The sequence below is a fragment of the Acinetobacter guillouiae CIP 63.46 genome (assembly GCF_000368145.1).
Classification (GTDB): Bacteria; Pseudomonadota; Gammaproteobacteria; order Pseudomonadales; family Moraxellaceae; genus Acinetobacter; species Acinetobacter guillouiae.
The window spans coordinates 133,620-159,593 of sequence record NZ_KB849282.1 but is presented as its reverse complement, the minus strand read 5'-3'; the positions used below and the strand labels follow the sequence as shown (position 1 = coordinate 159,593).

Here is a 25,974-nt window from a genome sequence, read left to right as displayed (position 1 = left end):
TATTTTTAGATTTTTTATTGAAAAAATAATTTGCCACAGAATTCGAAATTTCAAACAGAAAATTTGTAAAAATAGACGAATGGTTTTTGCTAAAATAGCGCATTATTCTCCGTATCCAGACCAATATGTCTTCAAAAGCTCAGAAAATACTGCGTCGCCATATCAGTGGTGTTTTTTTATTGAATAAGCCTTTAGGCATAAGTTCAAATGCGGCGCTACAAAAAGTGCGGTGGTTGTATCGCGCTCAAAAAGCAGGGCATACAGGGGCACTTGATCCTTTAGCATCTGGACTTTTACCGATCTGTTTAGGTGAAGCGACTAAATTTTCACACTATCTGTTAGATTCGACCAAGCGTTACCAAACGACTGTTCAACTCGGGCATAGCACGACCACGGGTGATGTTGAAGGCGAGGTTTTACTTGAAAAGGCCGTACCTGAATTAAGTGAAGACAGTATTCAACAGGTTTTGGCGCAATTTACCGGAGATATTCAACAAGTTCCGCCAATGTATTCAGCCTTAAAAAAACAAGGCCGTCCTTTATATGAGTTGGCGCGTCAGGGAATTGAGATTGAACGTGATGCACGGCCAATTCATATTTTTGCCATTGAACTGATTGCTTTTAATCAGTACAGCCTGACCTTAGATATTACCTGCTCTAAAGGAACGTATATTCGAGTTTTGGGTGAAGACATTGCTAAAGCATTGGGAACTTACGGGCATTTAACATACTTAAATCGAACTCAAACTGGTCATTTTGATTTGATTCCGGAATATACCATTGAACATTTGGAAAGCTTGACTGAGCAAGCACGTGAAGCTTTGTTGCTGCCTGTCTATGCACCAATTGATCATTTTCCTAAAGTTCAGGTACCTGAAGGACGTGCGGAATATTTTAGCCGTGGTATGGAAAGTAATATTGAGCATGTTGCCGAAGCTGAAGTCTTGGTTTTTGATGGTGATAAATGTTTAGGCTTGGCTGAAATTACCGATAAAAAGCGTTTAGTGCCTAAACGGGTGCTAAACCTTTAATTTCGTTTCATTGTTAGAAAATAACTCAGTTTAAATCTAAGCCTGATTAAGCTAAAGCAGGATTAAGCCAAAGCAAGGTTAAGTCTCTCAGCGCCTTTTTAATAGACGCATTTAAAAGATAAGTGAATGTTATGGAATTTGATATCATCCTCAGTTTAGTATTCTTTGCCTTTTGTGCAGGGGCAATTGATGCAGCTGTTGGAGGTGGTGGGTTGATTCAAATTCCTGCATTGATGGGTGCTTTACCGCATTATCCTACCGCCACAGTTTTTGGAACCAATAAACTGGCTTCGATTTGTGGAACAGCTTCGGCTGCTTTTTCATATTTAAAACAAGTCAAAATTCAGTGGAAGCTGTTGGCAGTGATTGGAATCACTGCATTTATTAGCTCATTTGGTGGTGCTGCTTGTGTCTCACTGATCCCCCAAGAAATTTTGCGGCCATTTGTATTATTTATGCTGATTGTGATCGCAATCTATACATTTTTTAAGAAGCAATTTGGACAAGTCCATTTTCAACAAGAAATCACGCGTAAAATGTTATTGATTGCGGGTGTTGGTGGTTTATTGATCGGCTTTTATGATGGGATATTTGGGCCAGGTACAGGTAGTTTTTTCATCTTTTATTTTATTCGTTATCTGAAAGTTGACTTCTTGCACGCATCTGCGCTTTCCAAAATTGGCAATTTCATGACCAACTTTGCCGCATTGAGTTTCTTTATTCCTACTGGACATGTGTTATTTCAATTGGGCCTGCTGATGGCTGTTGCCAATGTGTGTGGTTCATTGGTTGGTGTGAAAATGGCACTGAAATATGGCAGTGGTTTTATTCGTATTCTATTTTTGATTTTGGTCAGCATTTTGATTTGTCGCTTGGCCTATCAAATGTTTGTCGCGTAATTTGCTAGATTCTCTCGTTAATTTTTTTTGATACAAAAAAGCTTAAATTTTGTAAGGCTTTTTTTTGATTTGTCTTCTAAGATTGTTGGTTTCTTGATCGAAAAATCACAAACCGAAGCAATGGAAGGTAAATATCAAATAGGATTATAAAAAGAGGGATTTAGATGAATATATTTGAGGCTTTGAGAGAAAGCCATATCATTCAGAAGGATTTGTCAGAACAATTAACACATACCTCAGGCGATAGTCCTGAACGAAGGAAAATTTTTAATTTATTGAAAAATGAATTATTTGCCCATGCTGTTGCAGAAGATCGCTATTTTTATATTCCGTTAATGATGACGGATTCAGGTTTAAATATTACCCGTTTGGCACTTGCTGAACATCATGAGATGGATGAAGTATTACAATCGCTAGAACAAACAGATTTTAGTCACTCTCGCTGGCTGGTTTTAGCGAAACGATTATCTGAAATCATCGCGCATCATATTCAACAAGAAGAGCATCATTTTTTTCAGAAAGCGCTAAAGATCTTAGATGAAAATCAAAAATTAATCTTAGCGAAGAAGTATTTATCCGAATATAAAAAGTATAAAGCAAAAGACCTTATCCGCTTGGTTGGCTAAGTCTGTTGGCTGGTATTTAGTTGACTTGTCTAAGAAGGCAAACTGAATAAAATTGAAGCTATAAAGTACCCCGAGAATGATGAGCAGATTGCTGAACGATATTTACTTTTTTTAAGTTAATGAGATGTCTCTCATCCATCATATATTTACGCTGATCTTCTTCACTTCCTTAAGATCGCGTAAATATGGTCGGGATTCTATATGACTGGCAGTGGGTCAGTATTGAGAATGTTTTAGTAAGCATTTGAGTTTTTCGCCGCTCTAAATGTTACCCCTACTGAGGCAATCATAATGCAGATTAAAGCAACGGTTTGCCAAGCAGTAATATGTTCATTCAGTAAAACCATACCTGAAATTGCGGCGAGTGCAGGAGATAGACTCGATAAAGTACCATAGCTCATTTTGCTTAATTGTTTTAAAGCAAGCAGATCTAAGGCATACGGAATAGCGGTTGCTAAAAGTGCAATCAGCAAAGCTTTGCCCCAGTACTGTGTTTGCAGCAAGGCATCTGGATTATGTACAGCACTGATTGGCAGCATAACCAAGGCAGACAAGACGATTGCAATACTTAGTGCATGCATACCAATATTTTGTCGTACAACTTTTTGCCCAAAATAAATATAACTTGCCCAACAGACACCCGCACCCAAAGCAAAAGCAGCACCAAGATAGGAAAAATTATGTGCGGTCGCATCTTGCCAAGGCACCATCAATGCAATACCAATGATGGCAAGAAACACCCAAATATAGTCAGTTTTTTGTTTAATCGAGAGTAGTGCTAAAGTCAGAGGGCCTAAAAATTCTAGTCCAACAGCAATACCTTGAGGCAATTTGCCTAAAGAGGCATAGAACAGCACATTCATCAAACAGACTGAACCACTATAATAAAGTAGCTCATTCCATCTTAGATAAGGTAAACGCTTGATAATTTTCCATGAACGGAACATTAAAATAATTAAAATAGACGCAAAACATAATCTTAAGGTCACGACGGTAATCGGATCTAAAACCTCAAATAACTGTTTCGCAAATGAGGCACTGATCTGATAAGCCACCATAGATAAAACCATGAAGAGCACAGCAGTGAGTTGAGAGTTTGGCATATCTAAGGTGAAGAAAAATATTGCACAGATTTTAGCACTTTCTCGGATTTATTTGAGTATTTCGCAAATAGATGAATATTGATTCAACATTTCCCTTTGAGATTCAGCCGAGTCCTCTGTAAGATGGGAAATGATTATGCTTGCAATGGCACATGTGTTAGGAATAAAAGATGTCAGGAAACACCAATAAAACTGAAAATTTAGGCTTAAATGCGACAGAACTTTCACAAGCAGAAACTTGGTATATTGATGTACTTAAATTAGAACAACAAGGTCTTGCCCAAAATGAGCAAGATGCTCAAGCGCGTGTTGATTTGTTGGTCAATGCCTCTAATCAGAATTTTGCACCTGCCAGTACTTTGTTAGGACAGTGGCATGTTTTAGGCCGTTATGTAAATCAAAGTGTGCAGTCAGCTCTTCTTTTTTTTCAACATGCAGCAAAGCTTAATCATGCATTGGCTCATTTAGAACTTGCTTATCTTGGCTTGAACAATGCAACAGATCAATTGACAAAAGCACAAGCCCTAATGCATTTGCAACAAGCAGTTCAACTAAATCATCCAGAAGCAATTTTTGTTTATGCACAACAACAATTGTCACAAGATCCACAGTCTGCGTACTTATTACTTTTAAATAATTATTTAAAAAACCAGCATCAAAACAGCCTGAAGTTTTTTGTAGAGTTTTCAGGGTTTGATTCGATCAAAGTACAAAATGAATTGTTAAAAATTGCTGAAAAAGACCATTTTTCCTGTGCTTTATTGGCGTTTAGTTATTTAAAACAGAACAATCTTGATGCTGCTTTAAAATATGCCGATATCGCGCAAGAACATAATGATCCATTTGGCTGCTATGTTCGCGCACTTATTGAACAACAAAGTGTTAAAGCGGATGCGGCAGTTGTGCAAGAGTTTTTACTTAAAGCTGCAAAAAATGGACATATCGAATCTGCTTATTTAGCTGCAGTGACACTGTTAAAAAATTCGGAAAATGCCAAAACTGAGCAAAAGCAGAAAGAATATGCAGCACTCGCTTTTGATCTATTATCGCATGCTGCTGTTTCAGGTAATGTTCCAGCTCAATATTCTTTAGCACAGTGTTTACGCTATGGTATGGGAACTGAGAAGAATCTTGATCAGGGTATTTCTTGGTTAGAACGTGCTGCAATGCAAAACCATCCAGATGCCCAGTTTGAATTGTCGATGTTACTGCCTTTAGAACATGAACATCACCTCCCATTATTAAATTCAGCTGCAGAGAAAGGCCATGTTCAGGCCATGCTGTGTATGTCAATTTTTGAGCAACGTCAAAACAATGCGGATGGGGCATTATTCTGGTTAAACAAAGCCAAAGAGTTGAAAGTTCCACGTGCCTTCTTCTTATTGGCACAAATGTATCAGGAAGGTAAGTGTGTAGAGGCTGATTTAACCCAAAGTGCAGATTTGTTTAAACAAGCTGCCGATCATGGTGATATCGACTCTTATTTTGAATTATTTAAAATTTATAAAGATGGGATCGGGGTGCGTAAAAATAAAAAAACTGCCAGCAAATATTTAGATTTAGCCAAAGAAAACCAGCATATTGAAGCAGCTTCAATTGAGTTTTAATCAAAGATCAGTCTATGTCTGAATTATCGCAACACAAGCTCGCGCATGTAGCGACCTATACCCATGAGACAGGTCGCTTGTTTGTGGTAGGTGATATACATGGTTGTTATGATCTGTTGATGCAACAGCTTGAACGTGTTCAATTTAACTTTGAAAAGGATCTATTGATTGCTGTAGGGGATCTTGTTGATCGTGGCCCTGACAGTTTGAAATGTTTGCATCTGCTTGCAGAGCCTTGGTTTAAAGCTGTTTTAGGCAATCATGAAGAAATGTGTTTATTGTCGCAGATCGATCCGATGATGAAAGATATGCATGCGCATCATGGTGGAAAATGGTTTTATGCATTAAGTCCAGATCAGCAGCAACAAGTCATCGATCAATTAAACACTTTACCGATATTGTTAGAAGTCATTTATCAAAATAAGAAGTATGGCTTTGTGCATGCCGATATAGATCTAAATGATTGGGATGCGTTTAAAGTTGCGACACGATCTAAAAGTCGCGAATTGGCGTTATGGGGCAGAGGACGAATTAAAAATAAACGCTTTATGCGTTATTCAACAGTTGTCGGTGTGGAGCAGGTTTTTCTAGGTCATACCGTGGTTGATTTTGTCACCAAGAAGCATAATTGCTATTTTCTAGATACGGGCGCTTGTTTTGGAAGTGAGTTAAGCCTTGTTGAAATAGATCATCACCGCCCGATAGAAAAACAAGTGTTTGTCCTGAAGTCATAATTTTGCTTATTATTGTTTAAATATTTTTAAGAGTTCAGGCTATTCATTGCAGTGAATTTTATATGGCTATTACTTAAATTTTATCTGTGTAGTGGAAAAAATAAGTCTTTAATTAAAAAATACATACATATAAAAGCATTAATTATTAAATACATAAGTATAAGATTTTGAATTGTAAAGAAAAATATTTATTTCTAATCAAGGTCATTCTTTCATTTATCGATATTCAATCAAATTTTTTGCCATTACTTGATTCGATACAGTAAGCATCAACTCGGTTAGATTGAGCAAAATATTAAAATATTTTTAAAATAAAACAGCTATTATTAATAATTAATTCACAGTAATATAAGTTATCGTGATGGATATCGCGAATTAAATAACAATAAGGTGATCAGAATGATGAGATCGAAAAATTATATAAAATGGTTTCTTTTTGCATGGGTAAGCTTACTTTTGTTGGCTTGTAACTCTTCAACAAAATTTGAACAGGGTCTTACAGCCAAATTTGAATATAGTCCAACAGCGCCAAGTATCGGTGAAGTTGTCAAATTTGATGGAACGAAAAGTACGGTTGACCAAACAAAAGAAGCCAGTGCAATTGCTAGCTATGCTTGGAACTTTGGAGATGGTTCAAGCGGAACAGGTGCTACAGTTGAACATAGTTATACCAAAGTTGGTCAATATACCGTGAGCCTGACGATAACAGACCTAGCAGGTCGGACCGACTCAACAACACAGAAAATAGAAGTAAAACAGGGAGCAACAACGATAAACCGTGAGATTTTAGTCTCAGCTCAAACGGTTGATGGCGCTTCGATTCCAAATACAAATATTACAATACAGGGGCAAAGTGTTAAAACAGATCAAAATGGTCATGCGACTTTGAATCTAATACTTCCTCAAAACACACAAAAAGTGGTGGCTAAATTTGAAAAACAAGGCTTTATCACGCAGTCAATTGTTTATGATATTGCCAATTTAAAAGCAATCTCAGCAAATTTATTGGCCATTAAACAAATTGTTCCTGTGTCTGAGTTCTCTGACGCTCAAGTGATTCAATCCTTAAATTTGGGTGCACGCATTAGCATCCCCGCCAATGCTTTTGTAAAAGCAGATGGCAGCCTAGCCACAGGCGCAGTGACTGTTGAATTTACTCCATGGGATATTACCAATCGTGATTTAAATGCAATGCCTGCCAATGGTGTAGCACGGGATGCGCAAGGCAACATCGTGGATCTGATCAGTGCGGGAATGATTACAGCCACATTTAAAGATGCAGGTGGTCAGGAATTACAACTTGCAGCTGGTAAGACAGCAGACCTTCAAATGAACCTGCCTATAAAGAGTATCAATAATCAACAGATGAAAATAGGTACACAAATTCCAATGTGGTATTTTGATGAAGCGAGTGGCTTATGGATTGAAGAGGGTATTGGGCAGGTGACGACGTCAAACCAATCATCTACAGGCCTTGCTGTACATGCAACAGTGAAGCATTTTTCAACATGGAACTGGGATTTGAAATTTGAAAATGCAGGTTCAGTCTTTGTGCAGTGCCAATCCAATGGTGAGGGGATTCCATGCAATGTGACTGCAAAAATCAGCTTAAATGATGGTTCATCCTTAACCAAATCCAACAGTATTCCTAAAGAAGGGTTGACGGTGGTGAATATGCCTTCGAGTGGTTCAATTTATTGGACTGCAAAAGATCTAACAGGCACGATGCTGGGTGAAAAAACTTCGACAACCTCAGGTAATGTGATTATTGATCTTGGAAAATCAGCCACAGATCATTTTGTAAAATGTGCACTACCCAATGGGACGTTTGTGGCATGTTTTGGCAAAATAAATGACCAGTTGGATTTTTCAATATCGCAAGATGGCGGTCGTTTCCTCACAGGTATAAAAGACCCAGACGGGCAGTTGGATTGGTCTGCACAAACGGCTTTAATTTTTGAGAGTAATCAATGGGTGCGTTATAAAGGCCAGCAAACTTCAGGTTTAACAGGTAATGTTAATATTATCTTGGCAGATCGTGAAGTTGTTTATGTCAGCAATCAAGGCTTGAGTTTCCCGATTGTCTGTACCAGTTTGATTGAGGATCCTTTAAATGGGACCACTGAGCCCAATGGGAATTGGGAAGTTGTTCCTGAATTAATTGGAAAGTCATGCAATATAGAAATCACGGTATATAACATAGATGGTAGCAATGAGATCTTAACTTATAATGCAATCTATGGAAAACCGACGCAGATTCAATTACCAAGTAAATATTCAGGTTTTGATTCAGCTGGAAAAGGCCCTATTACTTATTTAAGTATTTATGCAAATATAGAAGACAGTAATGGTGACTTGGTTGAACGAATTGGTCTTGAACTAGAGCCAGATCCGAATAGCATGATAAAACTAATTATGGATGCACCTGATTGGTAGGTTTTAGATGAGTGAATTGAAACCACCTTTCGAGGTGGTTTTATCCTTTATGCCGTGCTTTTTGTGTGGTTACGGTGCAGCCAATTGATGCACTAATGATAGTGGCCAACGCTAACCATTGTGTCCATAACAATTGTTCACTTAAGAAAATAAACCCTGAGAATGCAGCAATTGCAGGCTCAAGACTCATTAGTGTGCCAAAACTTAAAGCAGATAAATTTCTTAAAGCAATCATTTCCAATGAAAACGGCAAGGCACTTGCTAAGATCGCCAACGCAATAAAATAAATTAAATTTGAAGGTTCAAAAACCTGTAGCGGCATCCCAGAAAATAAGGCAATTGGCATTAAGCACAACATGCCCACAAACATCCCCAAGCATACGGTATGGTTTCCAGAAACCCCTGAAGGTCGTTGACCTGCAATAATATACAGCGCCCAGCAAGCGCCAGCAGCTAAGGCAAAGGCAATACCAATAGGATCAAGGCTTTGCTTTGCCTGATCAAATGGAAACAGTAAAACCAGCCCAAGTACTGCAAGCCCAACCCAGATAAAATCGAATTTTTGCCGTGCGTGAAACAGGGCCACACTGAGCGGTCCAATAAATTCAAACGCTACGGCAATGCCGAGTGGAATACGATGAATTGATAAGTAAAATAAAGCATTCATTCCTGCAAGGGCAATACCATAACTGATGATGGATGACCATTTCACCTGTTTAAAATTGACCTGCCAAATTTTAAAAATCACGGCCAAAATCAATGAGCCGAGCAATAAACGCATAGCGGAAATGGTAAGGACTGGAAATTGATCAAATAATGTTTTTGCTAATGCGCCACTGCTTTGCATACTGATCATGGCAATGAACAATAGAACTAAAGCTTGCAGGTGTGGTGCATTTTTTAAATTTGGCATTGTTTCTGAAATTTAGAGTAAGGGCTTGGAGGAAAATCTCCGCAACAGGCTTTTTATATAAAACAATTTAGATGAAATGCTCATGTAATTTGCAAAGCTTATTGCGCTTTAGATAGTACACTGTCTTTGTAGAGTAGGGTGAGAGAAGATGCTAAATAGTTTACTAATCAAATAATTTAACTTAAAAAAATGCTATCGGAAAGAAGTGACAGATTTATAAATCCCATAAAAAAAACCACAGGCAAATACCTGTGGTTTTTTAGCTTAAATCGTCTTAGAACAATACGCGAACGCGGATTGTGCCTTCAACTTCATGAAGTGTATCAAGCGCTTCTTGAGATGCAGTTGCGTCTACATCCATCACCAAGTAACCAACATCACCTTTAGTCATTAATGACTGACCAGAAATGTTGATGCCATGCTCAGCGAACAGGTTGTTAATTTTAGATAACACGCCTGGCACGTTTTTATGGATGTGTAGTAAACGGTGTTTACCTTCAGTCAATGGAAGTGCGATTTCAGGGAAGTTTACTGCAGATAAAGTCATACCTTTATCCGAATAAGCAACAAATTTTTCAGCAACTTCTAGACCGATGTTGGCTTGCGCTTCCATGGTTGAACCACCAACGTGAGGTGTTAAAATCACATTGTCTAGGCCACGAAGTGGAGAAACAAATTCTTCACCATTGGCTTTAGGTTCTTTCGGGAATACGTCAACAGCTGCACCAGCAATATGACCAGATTTAATCGCATCTGCCAAATCTTCAATAACAACACATGTACCACGTGCAGCATTGATGAAGATTGAACCTTCTTTCATTTTTGCAAATTGAGCTTTTGCAAAGAAGTTACGAGTTGAAGGAACATCGGGTACATGCAGTGTAACAACATCTGCATTTGCAAGTAGTTCATCTAAAGAACCTACTTGACGTGCATTACCCATAGGAAGCTTAGTCACAGCATCATAATAAATGACGTGCATACCCATGCTTTCAGCTAAAACTGAAAGTTGAGAACCAATAGAGCCATAACCCACGATACCTAAAGTTTTACCACGCGTTTCAAATGAACCTACCGCAGACTTGTTCCAACCACCGCGGTGAGTTGAAGCAGATTTAGCAGGCACACCACGAAGTAAAAGAATTGATTCTGCAAGAACCAATTCAGCAACTGAACGAGTATTTGAGTATGGTGCGTTAAATACAGGAATACCACGAATCATGGCTGCATTTAAATTCACTTGGTTTGTTCCGATACAGAAACAACCCACTGCGATCAATTTATTCGCAGCTGCAAAGACTTCTTCAGTTAATTGTGTACGGGAACGAATACCAATGAAGTGTGCATCTTTAACCGCTTCTTTCAACGCTTCACCCTCAAGCGCAGTTTTACGGTAATCGATATTGGTATATCCGGCAGCATTTAACGTGTCGATTGCGTTTTGATGAACGCCCTCTAACAACAAGAAACGAATTTTATCTTTAGGTAGTGAAAGATGTTGGCTCATTACGGCTCCGCTACAAAGGCCAAATTTAGTCGCAATATGATACCATAGACCTTGTTCTATAGATATTTCGATTGTGACAGTACAGTGGATATTTTATCTACGATTTCTGATAAGCATTATTCAAAAATTAAATGAAATGCTAATGCATTGATTTTTATAATGCTTGAAGCATACTTTATACACAAAGTGTGGATAATGTGAATCAAATCTGTGCTTTATCCTCAGCAGTCATCTAGGTAAAATACTGCTAAAATCAGTAAAGCTGCCGATTTCAGCTATAAAAAATGCTGAAAATTTTTCACAGACTGATTTAAAATCTCGAATGTTGTATAGCACAACCTCTTATTTACTTCTTGCTAGGTCCGCAAAACGATGAATGCTCCAGTAACGATAGCACCTGAATTATTGACCCAATTGACGCAAATCGTCGGTGAAAACCGAATTAAAACCGATGCTGACAGCTTAGAAAATTGGGGCAAAGACCATACTAAGCATTTTGATCCTCAGCCATCGGTCATCGTTTTCCCATCGAGCACAGAGCAAGTGCAAGCAATTGTTCAATTGGCCAATCAGTTTAATGTTGCGATTACCCCATCGGGTGGCCGTACAGGTTTATCGGCAGGTGCTGTTGCTGCCAATGGTGAAATTGTCGTGAGCTTCGACAAAATGAACCAAATTTTAGAATTTTATCCAGCTGACCGTATGGTACGTATTCAAGCGGGTGTAGTGACTGAACAGTTGCAGAACTATGCAGAAGAACAGGGGATGTATTATCCGGTTGATTTTGCTTCTGCGGGTTCATCACAATTGGGTGGCAACATTGGAACCAATGCAGGCGGAATTAAAGTGATCAAATACGGGATGACTCGTAATTGGGTACTTGGTCTGACAGTGGTGACAGGTAAAGGTGATGTATTGCGTTTAAACAAAGGCATGATTAAAAATGCTACAGGTTATGCAATGCAACATTTATTCATCGGTGGTGAAGGGACTTTAGGCTTAGTGACTGAAGCCGAAATTAAACTTGAACGCCAACCGCATGATCTACAAGTGATGGTATTGGGTGTTCCTGATTTTGATGCAATCATGCCTGTATTACATGCATTCCAAAGCAAAATTGATTTAACTGCCTTTGAGTTCTTTGGTGAACTGGCAATGCAAAAAGTTTTGGATCGTGGTCATGTACAACGTCCATTTGAAACTGAATGCCCATTCTACGTTTTACTTGAATTTGAAGCGCCGTATGAACCGATTATGGATGCTGCGATGGAAATTTTCGAGCATTGCATGGAACAAGGCTGGGTGCTTGATGGAGTGATGAGCCAAAATCTTGAACAAGTTCAAAGCTTATGGCGTTTACGTGAAGACATTTCTGAAACGATTGCCCCATTTACTCCGTATAAAAATGATATTTCAGTATTGATTACACATGTTCCCGCTTTTATTAAGGAAATTGATACAATTGTTGCTGAAAATTATCCTGATTTCGAAATCTGCTGGTTCGGCCATATTGGTGATGGAAACCTACACTTAAATATTTTAAAACCTGTGAATTTATCTAAAGATGAATTCTTTGCCAAATGTCAGGTGGTAAATAAGTATGTGTTTGAAACTGTGAAGAAATATGACGGTTCAATTTCTGCAGAGCATGGCGTAGGCATGACCAAAAAGCCTTATCTGGATTACACACGGACTGCTGAAGAAATTGAATATATGAAAGCCTTGAAGAAAGTGTTCGATCCAAATGGCATCATGAACCCAGGCAAGTTATTTGATCTGTAATGATTTAAATAGCTCGTTTGTACAAGCGCTTCGAGAGAAGCGCTTTTTTATTGCCGAACAAAAGATAAAATAAAGTTACATGCTGGTCGCCATTTATTGCTGAAAATTTGTTATGTTGGTTGCGCTTAAATATTGATAAGAAACTGAAAACTATGCTCATTGATAACATTTTAATTTCTAAACAAAGTTTAGACAGTGATGATCACTATGATGTGATTATGTCCAATATTGATAGCTTAAATGGCTTATTTGAACATTATGTCGAATATGATGAAGTATCCGCAGAGGCTTTATACAGTTATTTTGTCGATTACTATCTTGCTCAAGTCAATAATGGTGGTTTTTCACAATTCGTTTATAACACGGGTTGGGATGCGTTCATGGTGAAACATGTTCGTGAAGGATTAAAAGCCATGAATGCAACTGAGCATTCTGCTCTCTTTGAGCAAAGTGCGGATTTAATTGATCAGTTTTCGGATGAGCAATTAGAACAGTTCTTAGAGGGTGAATACTTTGGTGAAAATGAGCAACGAGATATTCTCAATGCTTTTGATGACCAGTTTTATGCATTGAATGATAGTGAAGATTTGATTGAAATAAATAGTCGATGGTTAAAGCAACATCAAAAGCTACAGGTTGTTGATGAAGATCAGATCTTAGCGATTGTAGAGCAAGTTGCAGCCAAAATTCCAAATTTAGAACAACGTAAACAGCAAGCAGCTGAAAACAGCCCACGTTATTTTAAAATTATTCAAGCTTTATGCCTGCAAGCAGGTCAGGAACTAGATCGTATTACCATTGGTGATCCATCACATGAGTATAATGGGCAAGAGATCGTTGCTTGGCATTTTCTAACTGATGCAGGGCATTTTTATATGCTGGATCTAGGTGATCAAGCCTTGATGTTTGATGAAAATGATCAACAAATCATAGCGCTCGATGTTAGCCATATCGCAGATGAGTCATAAAGACACAGTTTTTAAATAGTGTACGTTTAAAAAGCATAGCATCATTAGGCTATGCTTTTAGTTTTAGGGTGATCAGAATGAATCGTTTGAGTTTAATTTCAGTATTTTGTTTAGTGGCTTTGTCTGGCTGTGCAACAACACAAAATTTAATGAATAAAGTAGGTGGTTCAGAGACACCATTAAGTCAGGTTTTAAAGGAACGTCCTGATTTGCGTAAGGATCTCGCGACTGTTGAGTTGCGTCAGTATTTTAATAGTGTGGAATCACCTACTGTTGCAGAAGTGAAGTTGACTGAAACAGGTTTTATGGATGATTCGGTGCGCTCAATTCGTAGTGTGTATAGCTTTAAAAATATTGATGGTCAGTGGAAACGTATAGATATGCAGAAGGAATATCAGTGTTACCGTGGTAAAAATACCAAGACATTCCAAAAGGCAAAATGTCCTTGATGATTTTTTGATTTATGCTTGAAAAATAGATAGAAATACTGGATAAAAACGTATCAGACTTGGTACGTTTTTTATTTGGGAAATAACAATAAATGAATATTTTAATTGTGGGTAATGGTTTTGATCTTTCGTATTTTTGACTGATATAAGAAGTTGAATATAGTCAACCTGTCAAAAACTCATACACAAGAATATAACTTCTCTTGATTGATATTTCTAATTAAATCAATTGAATGGAAAAATAAATTGTTTAATTATAAAAAAGCTTGCAATGCCACACCTTACATTCAAAGTTTAAATACCATTGCGTAGGCGATGCCTCACTTTTCAGAGATGAAAAGATGACAAAAATCTTCAGTTGGGCGAGGGGTACGTCCTGTACCCCCGCCCAACGGCGACATCCATGTCGCCACACGATAGAACAACCATCTATGATTCAAAAGTACAAAAAAATGAATTGATAACCAACAGTTTCTAAAAGTTCATAAAAAAATAAGCTTTATTTATGATCAATGGCTTGATGTAAATCACTTGTATGAGTAATTAGGTGGTTTGGCTATATATCCAATATAAAGCAAATTATGCTGGTCAGTATCATGATGAATTAAAGCGAATATTGATAAAGGTTTTGAATTAAAAACAAAGGGAAGAAAAGCTTGGATTCAAAGAAAATTTAAAAAGCACTGAAATTAATGATATAAAACTTATAGATTTACCCAAAATGTGAACACAATGAACATCCAACAAGAAATTCAACACTTATTCCAAAACCGAGATGAACATCCACTGTTTTATATCGAAAGCGGTAGTCGTTTATGGGGCATGGCAAGTCCAGACAGCGATTACGATGTGCGTGGTTTTCATCTACCCTCCAAAGCACAATATTACGATTATCGCCAACACCGTGATTTAATCGAGATCATGGATGGCGACTTTGACTTCGTTTCATTCGACTTAAATAAAATGTTTGGGCTTTTGGCAAAAAGTAATCCGACTGTTTTAGAGTGGGTACGTGCACATATTGTCTATTTTAATCAATTTCCTGAATGGGAGAAATTTAGAGATGGCTTACTTGAACGAATAGACTATAAAGCGCTGTATTATCATTACTTGTCGCTGGCTAAAGGCGGTATGCATGTCATGCAAACCGCAGATAACTTTACCTATAAAAAAGTGTTTTATTCTATTCGTGGTCTGATGTCAGCAGAACTAGCAACACAGCAAATTATGCCTGAACTCCTGATTACGCAATTGTTTGATCAAATCGACGCTCATGATCCCTTACGGCATTGGGCAGAAGATTATTTGGAAATCAAAAAACAGCAGAAAGAAAAAGCGCAATTGCCTGTTGCGGAACAAGCGCAAATCTTAAAACTGTTAGAAAATAAAATTGAGGCCTTAAATCTAAGAGCGATTGAACCGACCAATGATATTGAAAAATTAAAGCAATATCTCACCGAATATAGCTTTAATTTAAAACAACATTTTTATGGCTAATGCTTTTACTCAATCAGAGAATAGTGACACTATGAAAACCCTTGCCTTTATTCATCGTAATGACACCCGCTTTGCGATAGGGGATTTTTATCCTGTACTTTCTGTCTTTTCACACTATGAATTAGGCAATACCGTCTCTCCCTTTCTGTTATTGGATCATTTAGGACCTGGTGTTTTAAAACCGACCAATTTACGCAAAGGGGTGAGTGAGCATCCTCATCGTGGTTTTGAAACGGTTACCCTGATTTTTGCTGGTGAATTAGAACACCGTGATTCATCGGGTGGTGGTGGTATTGTTTCAGCGGGTGATGTGCAATGGATGACCGCAGCTTCAGGTGTGGAACACAAAGAGGTCTTTAGTGAGGCATTTTCAAAAACGGGTGGTTATTTTGAAATGGTGCAACTGTGGGTAAATTTACCTGCCAAAGATAAAATGAATCCACCACGTTACCAAAGCTTGCGAAAAGCCAATATTCCAGTGATTGAACTCCCGAATAGTGCTGGAACGGTACGAGTGATTGCTGGAGACTACCAAGGGCAACACGGGCCAGCAAAAACGCATTCACCACTTCAAGTTTTGGATATTGAAATCCAAGCAGGGCATAAGGTCAGATTGCCCGCAGGCGCAGGAGAAACCACACTGGTCTATTTACGAACGGGTAAGGCACAGTTTCAAGCTGAAGATGAGATATTTGAAGAGCAAGGGCTTGCTGTGATGTCGAGCTTGGAACAAGACTTTGAAATAACGGCATTACAACAGTGTAAATTGTTGCTGCTTACAGGCAAACCGCTTCAAGAGCCAATCAATGGGCATGGACCATTCGTCATGAACAACTATACTGAAATTCTTGAAGCATATGACGATATTAAACGTGGCACATTTATCAAATCAACAGTGCGCGATGATGAATAAAGCAAACTGTGAGAATTGCAATTTGCTTTGATAATTAATTTATCGATTGAGGTTTGTTTTTGAGTGCAATCAAGCCTTTGATTAGCAATGCAATCCCGATACCCACACATAATCCCATTAGGAACTTGCCAAATATACCCAAGCCCAATTCTTTATGGTTGGCTGAGCTAATTGCTTTCGCCGTATCTTCAGCCGAGGCGGTCGCATTGGCTTGACTATCCATCAATGCCACAAAGCCTGTATCTGTTTTACAGCTTCCTATGATAGTGCTTGAGTTTTCAGCATATTTATTTTGAACCAATTGTTCACATCGCGCCTGATCTTCAGCGCTAATTTTAGGTGCAGAACTAATAAAATAAAGTCCTCCACCCACCAACAATAAAATCACGCCAATAATGATCAGCGATATTGGGTTTTTATTTTTCATTTAAATTATTTATATCCGCTTATACAGCATTTAGAGTAGCTTAAGAATAATAAATGTTCAACTTTCACTGAAAATTTGTCTGTGTTAGACTAGTAAAACTTAACCCTGTGTGTACCTCTATGAGCTTTCTCATAAATCGGGTCAAGTTATAAATCTCACAAATATAGTTTCAGCAATTACTTTACCTATTGAATTAGACACCTTGTGAATACGGTGTTGAACTGCCTTTATTCAACGTAAATTCCACAATTTAATATTTATATTTCAGTGCTTGTCATTGGGCGAACGCTTATCTTTAAAAAGTAGTGTGAGCGATGCAAGCCAATAAAGATATGTAGAAAATAATGCAAAATTTAGTGCAAAAAGAACAAACTACAAGTTTGAGTCGCGCTACGCTTATGTTTCCATTGGCGTTGGTGTTATTTGAATTTTCAGTTTATATCGGTAATGATTTGGTTCAGCCTGCGATGCTCGCAATCACCAAAGAATTTGGTGTGAGCAGTGCATGGGCACCATCATCTATGTCATTTTATCTCCTCGGCGGGGCATGCGTTGCAGGGATACTCGGACCTTTGTCTGACCGATTAGGACGTAAGAAAGTTTTATTGTCAGGTGTTGCATTCTTTGTCATCACCTGTTTATTAATTTTACTCACCCACAATATTGAAAGTTTTCTTGTTTTAAGATTCTTGCAAGGTTTTGGTTTATCTGTGATTGCAGCAGTGGGTTATGCTGCGATTCAAGAAACCTTTGAAGAGCGTGACGCCATTAAAGTTATGGCACTGATGGCAAATATTTCTTTGCTTGCCCCTTTGATTGGCCCTGTTGTCGGCGCATTTCTCATCGATCATGTGTCATGGCACTGGGGATTTATTGCGATTGCCTTTTTAGCTTTTCTGAGTTGGTTTGGTCTAAAAGCCAAGATGCCAGCACGTACAAGCAGTATTCCCAAAAAACCGTTGAGTTATATTTGGGATGATTATATGCAAGTCTTGAAAAATAAGACGTTCATGGGCATGACCCTCGGCTTGCCGATGGTGGCGATGCCTTTGATGCTATGGATCGCATTGTCTCCAGTGATGTTGGTTGAAGAACTGGGACTCAGTAGTATGCAATATGGTCTGGCGCAATTCCCTGTATTGGGTGGGTTGATTCTAGGTAATATTGTGCTGATTAAAGTGATTGATCGTTTGCCACTGGGTAAAACAGTTTTGATTGGTTTACCTTTGATGCTTTTAGGTACCGCAATTGTAGTGGTCGGGATCATTTGGCGCGAATATTTTCTTCATTGCGTTATTTTAGGCATGACCTTAGTCAGCTTTGGTGAAGGAATTAGTTTTTCAGTGCTTTATCGTTTTGCGTTAATGTCATCTGAAGTCTCTAAAGGTACTGTCGCTGCTGCTGTTTCAGTGTTGATGATGTTCACTTTCTTCTTTGTGATTGAACTGATTCGAATTCTGTATGAGCATTTTCATCTCTGGGCTTATGCGTTGTCATGTTTTGCGTTAATTGCTTTGTGGTTCACTATTCCACGTGGATTATTAAAAACAATTATGCAGCAACGTAAAGTAAATGGTGAGTTTTAAGCTCACTTGAGTTTCCCTCTCCTTGTAAAAGGGGAGGGAGCTTTGCTTCTTAAATAAACAGGTTAAGGCTGTTGTAATGCTTTTAATTTATGATCAAAAACAAAAGGCCCAAAAGGTAAAATTGAAGCAATTAAACCTAAAATAAACATGTGAATGGACCACTTCTGTTTTCCACAGACAATCAATAACACTGCAAGAAAAGCAAGAAATAACACACCATGTCCCATGCCAATATATTTCACATAAAGAGGCATACCCCAAATATATTTCAAAGGCATCGCAATAAAGAGAAGAAGGAGAAAGGAAATACCTTCAAGAAAACCAACAATACGTAAAGATTTGATATTCATGGTCACTTAGTCAAATGAGAATGAAGCTTGAGTCTAACCGAATTATCTAAACGATTTGAAAAAAATAGTAAATAAAATCGATTGATTTAAATAGATGGAAGATCGTTCTGGAGAATAAGCTTTTAGTCTCCAGACCAGATATAGTCCAATATTTAAGATCGATTATTGTAAAGCTTTGATTGCAGCGTCCTGCTGTTGCTGTTCAAATTCAGTAATATAAACACACCCGATATAGGTTTTATGTTCACCTTCATCTATAACGGGATTCGATTCAGCCAAAGTCAGTTTACGCAAAGATTTTTCGGTTTCTTTGGTCTCAAGATCTGTTTTTACAACTTTCTCTCCTGAAAAATACGGCATATCTTTAAAGAACGGGTTTTGCGTGATTTGAAACTTTTTAGCGAGGTCTTTGGTATTCGCATGTTTTAAAACAGCCAACATTCCACCAGAAACCAAACTAATTTGATCTGTAGATTGACCGAATACTGTTATGGGGACTTTGCTTACATAGGTATATTCTTCACCTTGTTTAATCCAGCCATTCTTTTTCAGATCATCCTCAAATTCAAAACCTAAGTCATAATAATTTTTCAGCGTCTTTTTACATTCTAAAAATTGCTCTAAGTCTTGATTAAATTGAGAATCTGCAAAAGCATTGGGCGCAGCACCGATAGTCAATGCAGAGAATAAAAACGCTAGGCAATGTTTAAGTTTCATGTGAAGCCTCTAAATGTCTGGTCATTCTTGCTATTTAATTTCTAATCGAAGTAAGGTTGTTTTTAGTTTTAACAACTCAGGTAAGGTTTCCAATAATAAACTGATTTGTTTAAGCACCAAAAGTAAATTATCTGACAAATTTTCTTGATCACTGATGTGCTGAATTTCTGTGAGCTTTGTTTCAATTAAGGCTTCATTTACAGCGGTTTGGTTAAGCAAAACATCAGTTAAGGTATGTTTGCACCATAACATCAAATCTAAAATCTGCTGATCATGTACATGTTCACGATGGCTACCTAAAGCTGAAACATAACTGAGCTGGCTATGGCTATAGACCAAGTATCTAAAGGCATTGTGAATTAAATCCGGATTTGGATTGGGTTCAGCACTTAAGCTGGAAATCATCGTGGATAATTCAATCTGTGCATTATGTGCCGCTCGACGTGCTTTACGATAATCAATACTGTTGGTACGGCCTTGTTGATATTGTTCAACAACCGCATCGAAATAGTCTAAGGTTGCCTTACTGCTTTTACGGATATTGTTGGAAATATCACGGAAGTTCCAGTCTGGCCAAATAAAACTGACCGCAAACCATGCGATTAAACACCCCAAGAGGGTGTCGATAATGCGCGGTAAAATAATGGCATAGCCTGCGCCTTTTAAATTAAAGATCAACAAGACCATTAGCGTTGCCATTAAAGTCGCCATGGCATATTTCTTTGAGCGTAAGTAGAAAAAGTACACCCCAAAAATAATGGTAAGGAGTAATTGCCCTTCAATACTGGGGACAAAGTATAAAATGGGAATACCCAAAAGTACCCCTAATACAGTCCCTAGCGTGCGCAGTTTTAAACGACTTTTGGTGGCAAAATAACTAATTTGGCACACAAATAAACTGGTGAGTAAAATCCAATAGCCGTTTTTGGCAAAGGGTAGTAGCGAAATGGCATAGCCCACAGCAAACACAAACGCGATACGCACGGCATGGCGAAATAATGCAGAATTTGGGGTTAAATGTTGTTTAATCTTGAGCCAAAGGTCTGGTAGATCATGGATATCATCATCCAATAAATTGAGGTTATCTCGATGTTGGCTATAACTTTGTTGATAATTACGTTGTTCAATACTCAGGTTAACAAATTGATCTTGCACATTTTTCAGATTGTTTAATACCAACAGTAAGTTTTTTACTTCTAAATTATGTGGATTGTGTTGAATCCATTCCTGCATTGAGTTTTCTAAATGGACTAAAGCAATATTGTTGTCTGTATGCGTTTGAAAGATTTGGCGCTTTAAAATTGCCTCGGCAAGTTGCTGGCAATTACGCGCCTGCAAACGTACATTCTTCTGAATACGATAAATTAAATCTGTGCGGCTAAAGTTCTGGTGAATCTTTTCATAGTGCAAATAATTAGAAGTAACTTGTTCATGAATATCTTGGGCCAGAAAATATAAATTAAGCCAGTAAATGGTGTTTTTATTGGCACGAGAGGCTTTTAATCGGGTCAGTAATGAGGCTTTTGTTTGGTTTAAGTTTTGTACCAACTGACTGTTTTGCAAAGAAAGATCATATAAAAGTTGCTCAACATTGTCGACATTATCAGGATCAAACAGTTTTGCTTTTGACATCAACAGCTCGGAAAGAAGATTGAAGCTATTGGATAAGTTGTCTTGTACAGCTTGTGTCGGTTTCAGTAGATAGAAAATGATAGAGGTCAAGCCATACCATAATGTGCCCATGACAAAATAACTGGGCTGTTGATACCACTCAGTATATTCACCTAAGCCAAACATGGTATAGATTGACAAGAGTACGGTACCAAATGAAATGGTGGCATAGCGTTGCCCCAATGCACCCATTAAGATAAAAGCTGCACTGGACAGAGATAAGTAAATTAAAAATAAAAGTTTATAGGGATGTAAAAAATCTAAAATACTACTGACAGTAAAAAACAACACACAGACCAAGCCAAGATTTCTTAAACGAATACTCAGTCGGTCATCAAAATCTGTGAGTGCTGTGGCAATTGCACCAAGCGTAATTGGAACAATGAGCTGTTCATAACCTAGAAAATACAGTCCAAGCGTTGTTCCAGTTAAAACAATCAAAATCTGTAGGCAATAAATCAAAGTTGAATTTGATTTTATATTTTGAAAGATTTGCTGATAACTATTCACAGTGTCAATTCAGTGGCTTGGGCGTTTCAATATTTTACTCGTTTCTGAAAAGGCGACACGATTTATTGCATGTAGAAATGTAAAAAATAAACGGTAATATTCAACATTTTGTATACAGTTTAACCCTTACTTAAATGCTTAAAAAAACTCAGAATAAGCGATCAAATACTTAAAAATAGCAAAAATGTCAAACCAGCAAAACACTGAAATAAAACAACCTCGTTATCGCAATGCTGAACTAACAGAACGTCGTAATTTAAAAATGGCAGGTTCAATCCATGCCTATGTACGTGGCAATACGGCCAAATATTATGATTGGTTGAAGCAAGCTGAAATAAGTTCGATCCCACAGGGGCCTGCGATTTGGATTTGTGGTGATTGCCATACTGGGAATTTGGGCCCTGTTGCCAATGCTGAGGGTAAAATTGATATTGAAATTCGTGACTTGGATCAAACAGTGATTGGTAATCCTGCCAATGATGTTATCCGTTTAGGATTATCCTTAGCCACAGCTGTGCGTAGTTCAGATTTACCCGGTGTGGTCACCGCGCAGATGATTGAAGCGTTGTATGCAGGTTATGTGAATGCCCTAGCACATAATGGTCGAGGGATTGATAAATTACAGCGACCAGTACTTGTGCATAGTGCGATGCAAAAAGCACTTAAGCGAACCTGGAAAAATTTAGCAAGAGAGCGTTTAGAAGGTTTAACGCCAGAAATAACCTTGGGGAAGAAATTTTGGCCCTTATTGAAAAAAGAACATCTCGAAATTCATCGTGTTTTTAATCAGCCCGATATTCAAGACTTGGTCACAATGATTGGTCAGCGTGATCAATCTGCTCAATTGAAAGTCATCGATTCAGCATATTGGGTTAAAGGGTGCAGTTCTTTAGGCTTATTGCGCTATATCGTACTGATGGATTCATCGAATCATATTGTCAGAGATGGGAAAGGCCTGTGTTTAATGGATTTGAAAGAAGCCACAACAGCACTTGCACCACGTTATTCAAATACACCGATGCCAAAAGACAATGCGGCAAGAATTGTTGAAGGCGCAAGACATTTATCGCCATTTTTAGGGGAGCGGATGCGAGCAAGTAAGTTTTTAGATACTTCGATTTTTATTCGAGAGTTATTGCCACAAGATTTAAAACTCGAAATAGAAGGGGTCAATGAAGTTGAAGCCAAAGACTTAGCTTTCTATTTGGCTTTTGTCATTGGTCGTGCACATGCTCGACAGATGGATGATTCAGTACGTAATGCTTGGGTGAAAGAGCTAAAACGCAATCAATCAAAAACCATTGATGCGCCATTTTGGCTATGGCGTAGTATTGTTGAATTGATGAGTGTACATGAGGCAGGTTATTTGGAACATTGCCGTCGTTATGCGCTTTCGCATCTGAAATAAAGACAATGTGGATAAGCGCATACTTATCCACAATTTGGGTCTGTTGACAATTCGTCTATGTTTACGGCTATAAACCATTTATGAAAGGCCTACAGCCCCTAATGATTTAAATTATTGAATCACACCACATGCAATACGATCCCCACCACCACCCAGTGGTTTTGGATGGTCTGAATAATTATCGCCACCCGCATGAATCATAATAGCTAAGCCTTGAATATCGGCCAGTTTTAGACGTGGTGCAATTAAGGTTGTTTTGGCATTACCATTTGAATCTACATTGAGTACAGGTAAATCGCCCATATGCCCATCATTCGGAGTGCCATGACCAGTTTTTTGTGGATTGAAATGACCACCCGCAGCTAAAGCTGCGCCCATTTTTCCGTCTTTTTCAGCAGGGGCACATGAGCCTTTTTCATGAATATGGAAACCATGATAACCAGAAGGTAATTGGCTAAGTTGGGTGTTGATGGTTAAACCATTTGGAGAATCTTGCAAGCTTACTGTACCAATTTTTGCACCAATGCCTTGTGCAGAGACCGCATGCATATCCACTGTTTGTAATGGTGTTTTAAGCTTAGGTTTGACCGTTGTTGTACTACATGCCGCTGTAAAAAGTGCGATACATGTACAAAGTATAGACGTTTTAAAGAAAGTAGATGTCATCGAACGCATCCAAAGTATTTGATTATGATTAGTCACTATTCAAACAAAGCACGGCCTGATAAACAATGTGAATTAAATGTCTGATTGTATGAATTTATTTAACAGTAAATTTGATTGGCATTGATTATGCTGACTAAAAATAAATAAACAAAATAATCAGCAAAATAATTACGCAGAATATCTGCGATATATAGATCGTTAGACAAGGTATATTCGCCAATTAAAGCTTATTCGCGAATATACGATTTCAAATATTGAAATTTTAATTGTCACTTGCCTGAATTGGGCTAAGGTTTTGTAGGCTGATCATCATCAATGTCATAGGCCATCGTGGCATCTGGCATTAGGATTTCTGGCTCAGTGGTTTCATGTAACCACTCACGCCAAATGGCCAAGAGAATTGCAAGAATGACAGGGCCAATAAACAGTCCAACCAGTCCAAAACTTGCTAATCCACCAAGTACACCAAACATGATCAACAAGAACGGAATCTTGGTTGCACCTGAAATAACCAAAGGTCGAATCACATTATCAGCAGTACTAACAATACAAACACCCCAAGCCATTACACCAATTGCTTCCATGGTTTGACCTTGTGAAAACAGCCATAATGAAACTGCACCATAAGCAACAGGAGGGCCGAATGGAATCAGTGCCATCAAGAAAGTCACAATGGTGAGTACCATTGGATTTGGAACACCGGCAACAAAATAACTCACACCAGCAAGAAATGCTTGAGCAACCGCAGTTAAACCAACACCATAAACCACAGCACGGGTTGTTTCAGAAATGGTGTCAAGATAATGGTGAATACGTGGGCCAATTAACATTTGTAAGGCTTTACTGACTTGTTCCAAAATGGTTTGACCATCTCGATAGAAGAAGAATAAAGACATGATTGCAAAACCCAGCTTAACCAAATTCTTGGTAATTTCGTTCAGGACGAATTTACCATAGTTCATATGGCCTTGAATCCACAGACCAATGGTTTGCGAAAGGCTGGTAGGATCGGCATTAATTTCACGTACGGTACGGCTGACTTCTTTTCCAATAATGGGGAGTTCACGGATAAAGTCTGGAACAGTCAAATGACCTGAAGATAATTGGCGTTGTAGGTCGAAATAAAGATTTCGTCCTTCATGTTGTAAAATAAAAATAGCAAAAGTCAGTGGAATTCCAACCACCAAAACCACCAGTGTAATCATGAGTGATGCACTGAGGGTTGGTCGATTCGAACCAAACATTCTTAAGATGCGTTTGTACATTGGCCAAGTCATATAGGCGATAATACATGCCCATAACACAGGTACAATGAAGTATTTGAGAATATCGTAACCCAAAAAAATAAGGATGAACAATAATCCAAACAATAAGATACGTTGTAAGTTCGAAGTGAATTCTTGCACTAATTACTCTAAAAATTGTGAGTGATTGACTCAATATTAACTGAAAAATAAAGTGTGGCAAATTTTAAGCACAATTTATTTGATCTTTATTGAATTGGTTTTAGAACCAATCGCTTGGATCGTCTATTAAAGCATCAAGTAAGGGTTGCCATTGTTCTTGAATGGTTAAAAAGTTCTTTTGGGTTTTATCAAAAACATTTAGACCTTGCATCGCCAATTGGCTATAGGCAGTACGTTCAGATATCCATGCAACAGGTTTTTGTTCGATTTTATCAAAGAATTGCTGAATATCTTTCGAGCTTGAGCTGTTGGCTTTCATTCGATTGGCAACCAGATATACAGAAACTTTACCTTTACGAATTTTTTTAATGTCTTGGATGTGTTTAAGGAAACGTCGAGTACTGTCGATATCAAAAAAAGAGGGTTGTAACGGAGTGACTACAGCATGGCATTCACTAATCAATTGCTCAGCATGTTCACCAGTTAAAGCACCTGGTGCATCAATCACTAAATAATCTAAGTTTTTAGGTGCATCTCCAATTGATTTTTCATGACGCCAATCCAGACTTTGAATTGTTGCTGCAGTGTCAGGACGTTGCTTTAACCATTGCAGTGCAGATTTTTGTCCATCTGCATCAGCCAAGGCCACTTTATAGCCTTTTTGTGCAAGCGCCGTCGCTAATGTTATTGCCGTAATCGTTTTCCCACAACCGCCTTTTAAATTTGCAACAAGTATTGTTTTCATGATTGATCAATTAAGTCTGTAAG

The 25,974-nt window shown here is 38.1% G+C and carries 23 protein-coding genes; 13 read left to right on the top strand and 10 right to left on the bottom strand.

Features of this window, described 5'->3' with window-relative positions:
• Nucleotides 1-125: 125 nt before the first annotated feature.
• The 3 genes from truB (at nt 126) to F981_RS02965 (ending at nt 2,556) form a co-directional block, all read left to right on the top strand.
• Nucleotides 126-1,031: a tRNA pseudouridine(55) synthase TruB gene (truB, locus tag F981_RS02975; RefSeq protein ID WP_004718269.1), complete on the top strand. Its 906-nt coding sequence runs from the start codon at nt 126-128 to the stop codon at nt 1,029-1,031.
• Between the two features lie 131 nt (nt 1,032-1,162).
• Nucleotides 1,163-1,930: a sulfite exporter TauE/SafE family protein gene (locus tag F981_RS02970; RefSeq protein ID WP_004718268.1), complete on the top strand. Its 768-nt coding sequence runs from the start codon at nt 1,163-1,165 to the stop codon at nt 1,928-1,930.
• A gap of 164 nt (nt 1,931-2,094) precedes the next feature.
• Nucleotides 2,095-2,556: a hemerythrin domain-containing protein gene (locus F981_RS02965; RefSeq protein WP_004718265.1), complete on the top strand. Its 462-nt coding sequence runs from the start codon at nt 2,095-2,097 to the stop codon at nt 2,554-2,556.
• Between the two features lie 233 nt (nt 2,557-2,789).
• Here F981_RS02965 and F981_RS02960 read toward each other — a convergent pair whose 3' ends face one another.
• Nucleotides 2,790-3,659, bottom strand: a complete 870-nt coding sequence (locus tag F981_RS02960; protein ID WP_004718263.1) for an EamA family transporter — start codon at nt 3,657-3,659, stop codon at nt 2,790-2,792.
• Nucleotides 3,660-3,829: 170 nt separating this feature from the next.
• Between F981_RS02960 and F981_RS02955 the strand changes: the two genes are divergently transcribed.
• The 3 genes from F981_RS02955 to F981_RS02945 all read left to right on the top strand — a co-directional run bounded on the left by F981_RS02955 (nt 3,830) and on the right by F981_RS02945 (nt 8,436).
• A complete protein-coding gene (locus F981_RS02955) occupies nt 3,830-5,266 on the top strand; it encodes a tetratricopeptide repeat protein (protein WP_004718261.1) in 1,437 nt (478 codons plus the stop codon).
• A gap of 14 nt (nt 5,267-5,280) precedes the next feature.
• On the top strand, nt 5,281-6,000 hold the full coding sequence (locus F981_RS02950; protein WP_004718259.1) for a metallophosphoesterase: 720 nt from the start codon (nt 5,281-5,283) through the stop codon (nt 5,998-6,000).
• Nucleotides 6,001-6,399: 399 nt separating this feature from the next.
• Nucleotides 6,400-8,436: a PKD domain-containing protein gene (locus tag F981_RS02945; protein WP_004718256.1), complete on the top strand. Its 2,037-nt coding sequence runs from the start codon at nt 6,400-6,402 to the stop codon at nt 8,434-8,436.
• Nucleotides 8,437-8,476: 40 nt separating this feature from the next.
• On the opposite strand, the gene F981_RS02940 is transcribed toward F981_RS02945, so the two are convergent.
• Together F981_RS02940 and serA are read right to left on the bottom strand one after the other, a co-directional pair.
• Nucleotides 8,477-9,349 (bottom strand): EamA family transporter, encoded by an 873-nt coding sequence (locus tag F981_RS02940; RefSeq protein ID WP_004718253.1) that lies wholly within the window; start codon nt 9,347-9,349, stop codon nt 8,477-8,479.
• A gap of 274 nt (nt 9,350-9,623) precedes the next feature.
• A complete protein-coding gene (gene serA / locus F981_RS02935; RefSeq protein ID WP_004718250.1) occupies nt 9,624-10,856 on the bottom strand; it encodes a phosphoglycerate dehydrogenase in 1,233 nt (410 codons plus the stop codon).
• Nucleotides 10,857-11,228: 372 nt separating this feature from the next.
• On the opposite strand from serA, the gene F981_RS02930 reads away from it, so the two are divergent.
• The 5 genes from F981_RS02930 to F981_RS02910 all read left to right on the top strand — a co-directional run bounded on the left by F981_RS02930 (nt 11,229) and on the right by F981_RS02910 (nt 16,465).
• Nucleotides 11,229-12,638, top strand: coding sequence for an FAD-binding oxidoreductase (locus F981_RS02930; RefSeq protein WP_004718247.1), 1,410 nt, complete (start codon nt 11,229-11,231; stop codon nt 12,636-12,638).
• A 152-nt stretch (nt 12,639-12,790) separates the two neighbouring features.
• Complete coding sequence (locus F981_RS02925) at nt 12,791-13,606, top strand: DMP19 family protein (RefSeq protein ID WP_004718246.1); 816 nt, start codon at nt 12,791-12,793, stop codon at nt 13,604-13,606.
• A gap of 77 nt (nt 13,607-13,683) precedes the next feature.
• Nucleotides 13,684-14,055 (top strand): hypothetical protein, encoded by a 372-nt coding sequence (locus F981_RS02920; RefSeq protein ID WP_004718243.1) that lies wholly within the window; start codon nt 13,684-13,686, stop codon nt 14,053-14,055.
• A gap of 732 nt (nt 14,056-14,787) precedes the next feature.
• Nucleotides 14,788-15,552, top strand: a complete 765-nt coding sequence (locus F981_RS02915) for a nucleotidyltransferase domain-containing protein (protein ID WP_004718241.1) — start codon at nt 14,788-14,790, stop codon at nt 15,550-15,552.
• 31 nt (nt 15,553-15,583) lie between these two features.
• Nucleotides 15,584-16,465 carry a pirin family protein gene (locus F981_RS02910; RefSeq protein WP_016539282.1) on the top strand — a complete coding sequence of 294 codons (882 nt, stop codon included), beginning with the start codon at nt 15,584-15,586 and terminating at the stop codon, nt 16,463-16,465.
• Nucleotides 16,466-16,499: 34 nt separating this feature from the next.
• Here F981_RS02910 and F981_RS02905 read toward each other — a convergent pair whose 3' ends face one another.
• Nucleotides 16,500-16,892, bottom strand: a complete 393-nt coding sequence (locus F981_RS02905) for a hypothetical protein (RefSeq protein WP_004718237.1) — start codon at nt 16,890-16,892, stop codon at nt 16,500-16,502.
• A 344-nt stretch (nt 16,893-17,236) separates the two neighbouring features.
• On the opposite strand from F981_RS02905, the gene craA reads away from it, so the two are divergent.
• A complete protein-coding gene (gene craA, locus F981_RS02900) occupies nt 17,237-18,478 on the top strand; it encodes a chloramphenicol efflux MFS transporter CraA (RefSeq protein WP_004718235.1) in 1,242 nt (413 codons plus the stop codon).
• A 62-nt stretch (nt 18,479-18,540) separates the two neighbouring features.
• Here the strand turns inward: craA and F981_RS02895 are convergent, their stop codons facing one another.
• The 3 genes from F981_RS02895 to yccS form a co-directional block, all read right to left on the bottom strand.
• Nucleotides 18,541-18,828 (bottom strand): DUF3817 domain-containing protein, encoded by a 288-nt coding sequence (locus F981_RS02895; protein WP_004718232.1) that lies wholly within the window; start codon nt 18,826-18,828, stop codon nt 18,541-18,543.
• A gap of 162 nt (nt 18,829-18,990) precedes the next feature.
• On the bottom strand, nt 18,991-19,545 hold the full coding sequence (locus F981_RS02890; protein ID WP_004718230.1) for a hypothetical protein: 555 nt from the start codon (nt 19,543-19,545) through the stop codon (nt 18,991-18,993).
• Between the two features lie 30 nt (nt 19,546-19,575).
• On the bottom strand, nt 19,576-21,726 hold the full coding sequence (yccS, locus tag F981_RS02885; RefSeq protein ID WP_004718229.1) for a YccS family putative transporter: 2,151 nt from the start codon (nt 21,724-21,726) through the stop codon (nt 19,576-19,578).
• A 184-nt stretch (nt 21,727-21,910) separates the two neighbouring features.
• Here yccS and F981_RS02880 point away from each other — a divergent pair, with 184 nt between their 5' ends.
• Nucleotides 21,911-23,134: a DUF2252 family protein gene (locus F981_RS02880; RefSeq protein WP_004718227.1), complete on the top strand. Its 1,224-nt coding sequence runs from the start codon at nt 21,911-21,913 to the stop codon at nt 23,132-23,134.
• Between the two features lie 111 nt (nt 23,135-23,245).
• Here F981_RS02880 and sodC read toward each other — a convergent pair whose 3' ends face one another.
• From sodC to F981_RS02865, 3 genes are all read right to left on the bottom strand, one after another.
• Entirely contained in the window at nt 23,246-23,800 is a 555-nt protein-coding gene (gene sodC, locus F981_RS02875; protein WP_004718225.1) for a superoxide dismutase family protein, read from the bottom strand.
• 287 nt (nt 23,801-24,087) lie between these two features.
• Nucleotides 24,088-25,206 (bottom strand): AI-2E family transporter, encoded by a 1,119-nt coding sequence (locus F981_RS02870; RefSeq protein WP_004718224.1) that lies wholly within the window; start codon nt 25,204-25,206, stop codon nt 24,088-24,090.
• A gap of 100 nt (nt 25,207-25,306) precedes the next feature.
• Nucleotides 25,307-25,951, bottom strand: a complete 645-nt coding sequence (locus F981_RS02865) for a ParA family protein (protein WP_004718222.1) — start codon at nt 25,949-25,951, stop codon at nt 25,307-25,309.
• Nucleotides 25,952-25,974: the final 23 nt, after the last annotated feature.

Bases quoted from the DNA above. Each gene is read 5' to 3' on its own strand.
- F981_RS02965 (WP_004718265.1), top strand. From the start codon at position 2,095: ATGAATATATTTGAGGCTTTGAGAGAAAGCCATATCATTCAGAAGGAT.
- F981_RS02970 (WP_004718268.1), top strand. From the start codon at position 1,163: ATGGAATTTGATATCATCCTCAGTTTAGTATTCTTTGCCTTTTGTGCA.
- sodC (WP_004718225.1), bottom strand. From the start codon at position 23,800: ATGACATCTACTTTCTTTAAAACGTCTATACTTTGTACATGTATCGCA.
- F981_RS02945 (WP_004718256.1), top strand. From the start codon at position 6,400: ATGATGAGATCGAAAAATTATATAAAATGGTTTCTTTTTGCATGGGTA.
- F981_RS02910 (WP_016539282.1), top strand. From the start codon at position 15,584: ATGAAAACCCTTGCCTTTATTCATCGTAATGACACCCGCTTTGCGATA.
- F981_RS02955 (WP_004718261.1), top strand. From the start codon at position 3,830: ATGTCAGGAAACACCAATAAAACTGAAAATTTAGGCTTAAATGCGACA.
- F981_RS02930 (WP_004718247.1), top strand. From the start codon at position 11,229: ATGAATGCTCCAGTAACGATAGCACCTGAATTATTGACCCAATTGACG.
- F981_RS02950 (WP_004718259.1), top strand. From the start codon at position 5,281: ATGTCTGAATTATCGCAACACAAGCTCGCGCATGTAGCGACCTATACC.
- F981_RS02940 (WP_004718253.1), bottom strand. From the start codon at position 9,349: ATGCCAAATTTAAAAAATGCACCACACCTGCAAGCTTTAGTTCTATTG.
- F981_RS02880 (WP_004718227.1), top strand. From the start codon at position 21,911: ATGTCAAACCAGCAAAACACTGAAATAAAACAACCTCGTTATCGCAAT.
- F981_RS02890 (WP_004718230.1), bottom strand. From the start codon at position 19,545: ATGAAACTTAAACATTGCCTAGCGTTTTTATTCTCTGCATTGACTATC.
- F981_RS02960 (WP_004718263.1), bottom strand. From the start codon at position 3,659: ATGCCAAACTCTCAACTCACTGCTGTGCTCTTCATGGTTTTATCTATG.
- F981_RS02895 (WP_004718232.1), bottom strand. From the start codon at position 18,828: ATGAATATCAAATCTTTACGTATTGTTGGTTTTCTTGAAGGTATTTCC.
- craA (WP_004718235.1), top strand. From the start codon at position 17,237: ATGCAAAATTTAGTGCAAAAAGAACAAACTACAAGTTTGAGTCGCGCT.
- F981_RS02865 (WP_004718222.1), bottom strand. From the start codon at position 25,951: ATGAAAACAATACTTGTTGCAAATTTAAAAGGCGGTTGTGGGAAAACG.
- serA (WP_004718250.1), bottom strand. From the start codon at position 10,856: ATGAGCCAACATCTTTCACTACCTAAAGATAAAATTCGTTTCTTGTTG.
- F981_RS02920 (WP_004718243.1), top strand. From the start codon at position 13,684: ATGAATCGTTTGAGTTTAATTTCAGTATTTTGTTTAGTGGCTTTGTCT.
- F981_RS02925 (WP_004718246.1), top strand. From the start codon at position 12,791: ATGCTCATTGATAACATTTTAATTTCTAAACAAAGTTTAGACAGTGAT.
- F981_RS02915 (WP_004718241.1), top strand. From the start codon at position 14,788: ATGAACATCCAACAAGAAATTCAACACTTATTCCAAAACCGAGATGAA.
- truB (WP_004718269.1), top strand. From the start codon at position 126: ATGTCTTCAAAAGCTCAGAAAATACTGCGTCGCCATATCAGTGGTGTT.
- F981_RS02905 (WP_004718237.1), bottom strand. From the start codon at position 16,892: ATGAAAAATAAAAACCCAATATCGCTGATCATTATTGGCGTGATTTTA.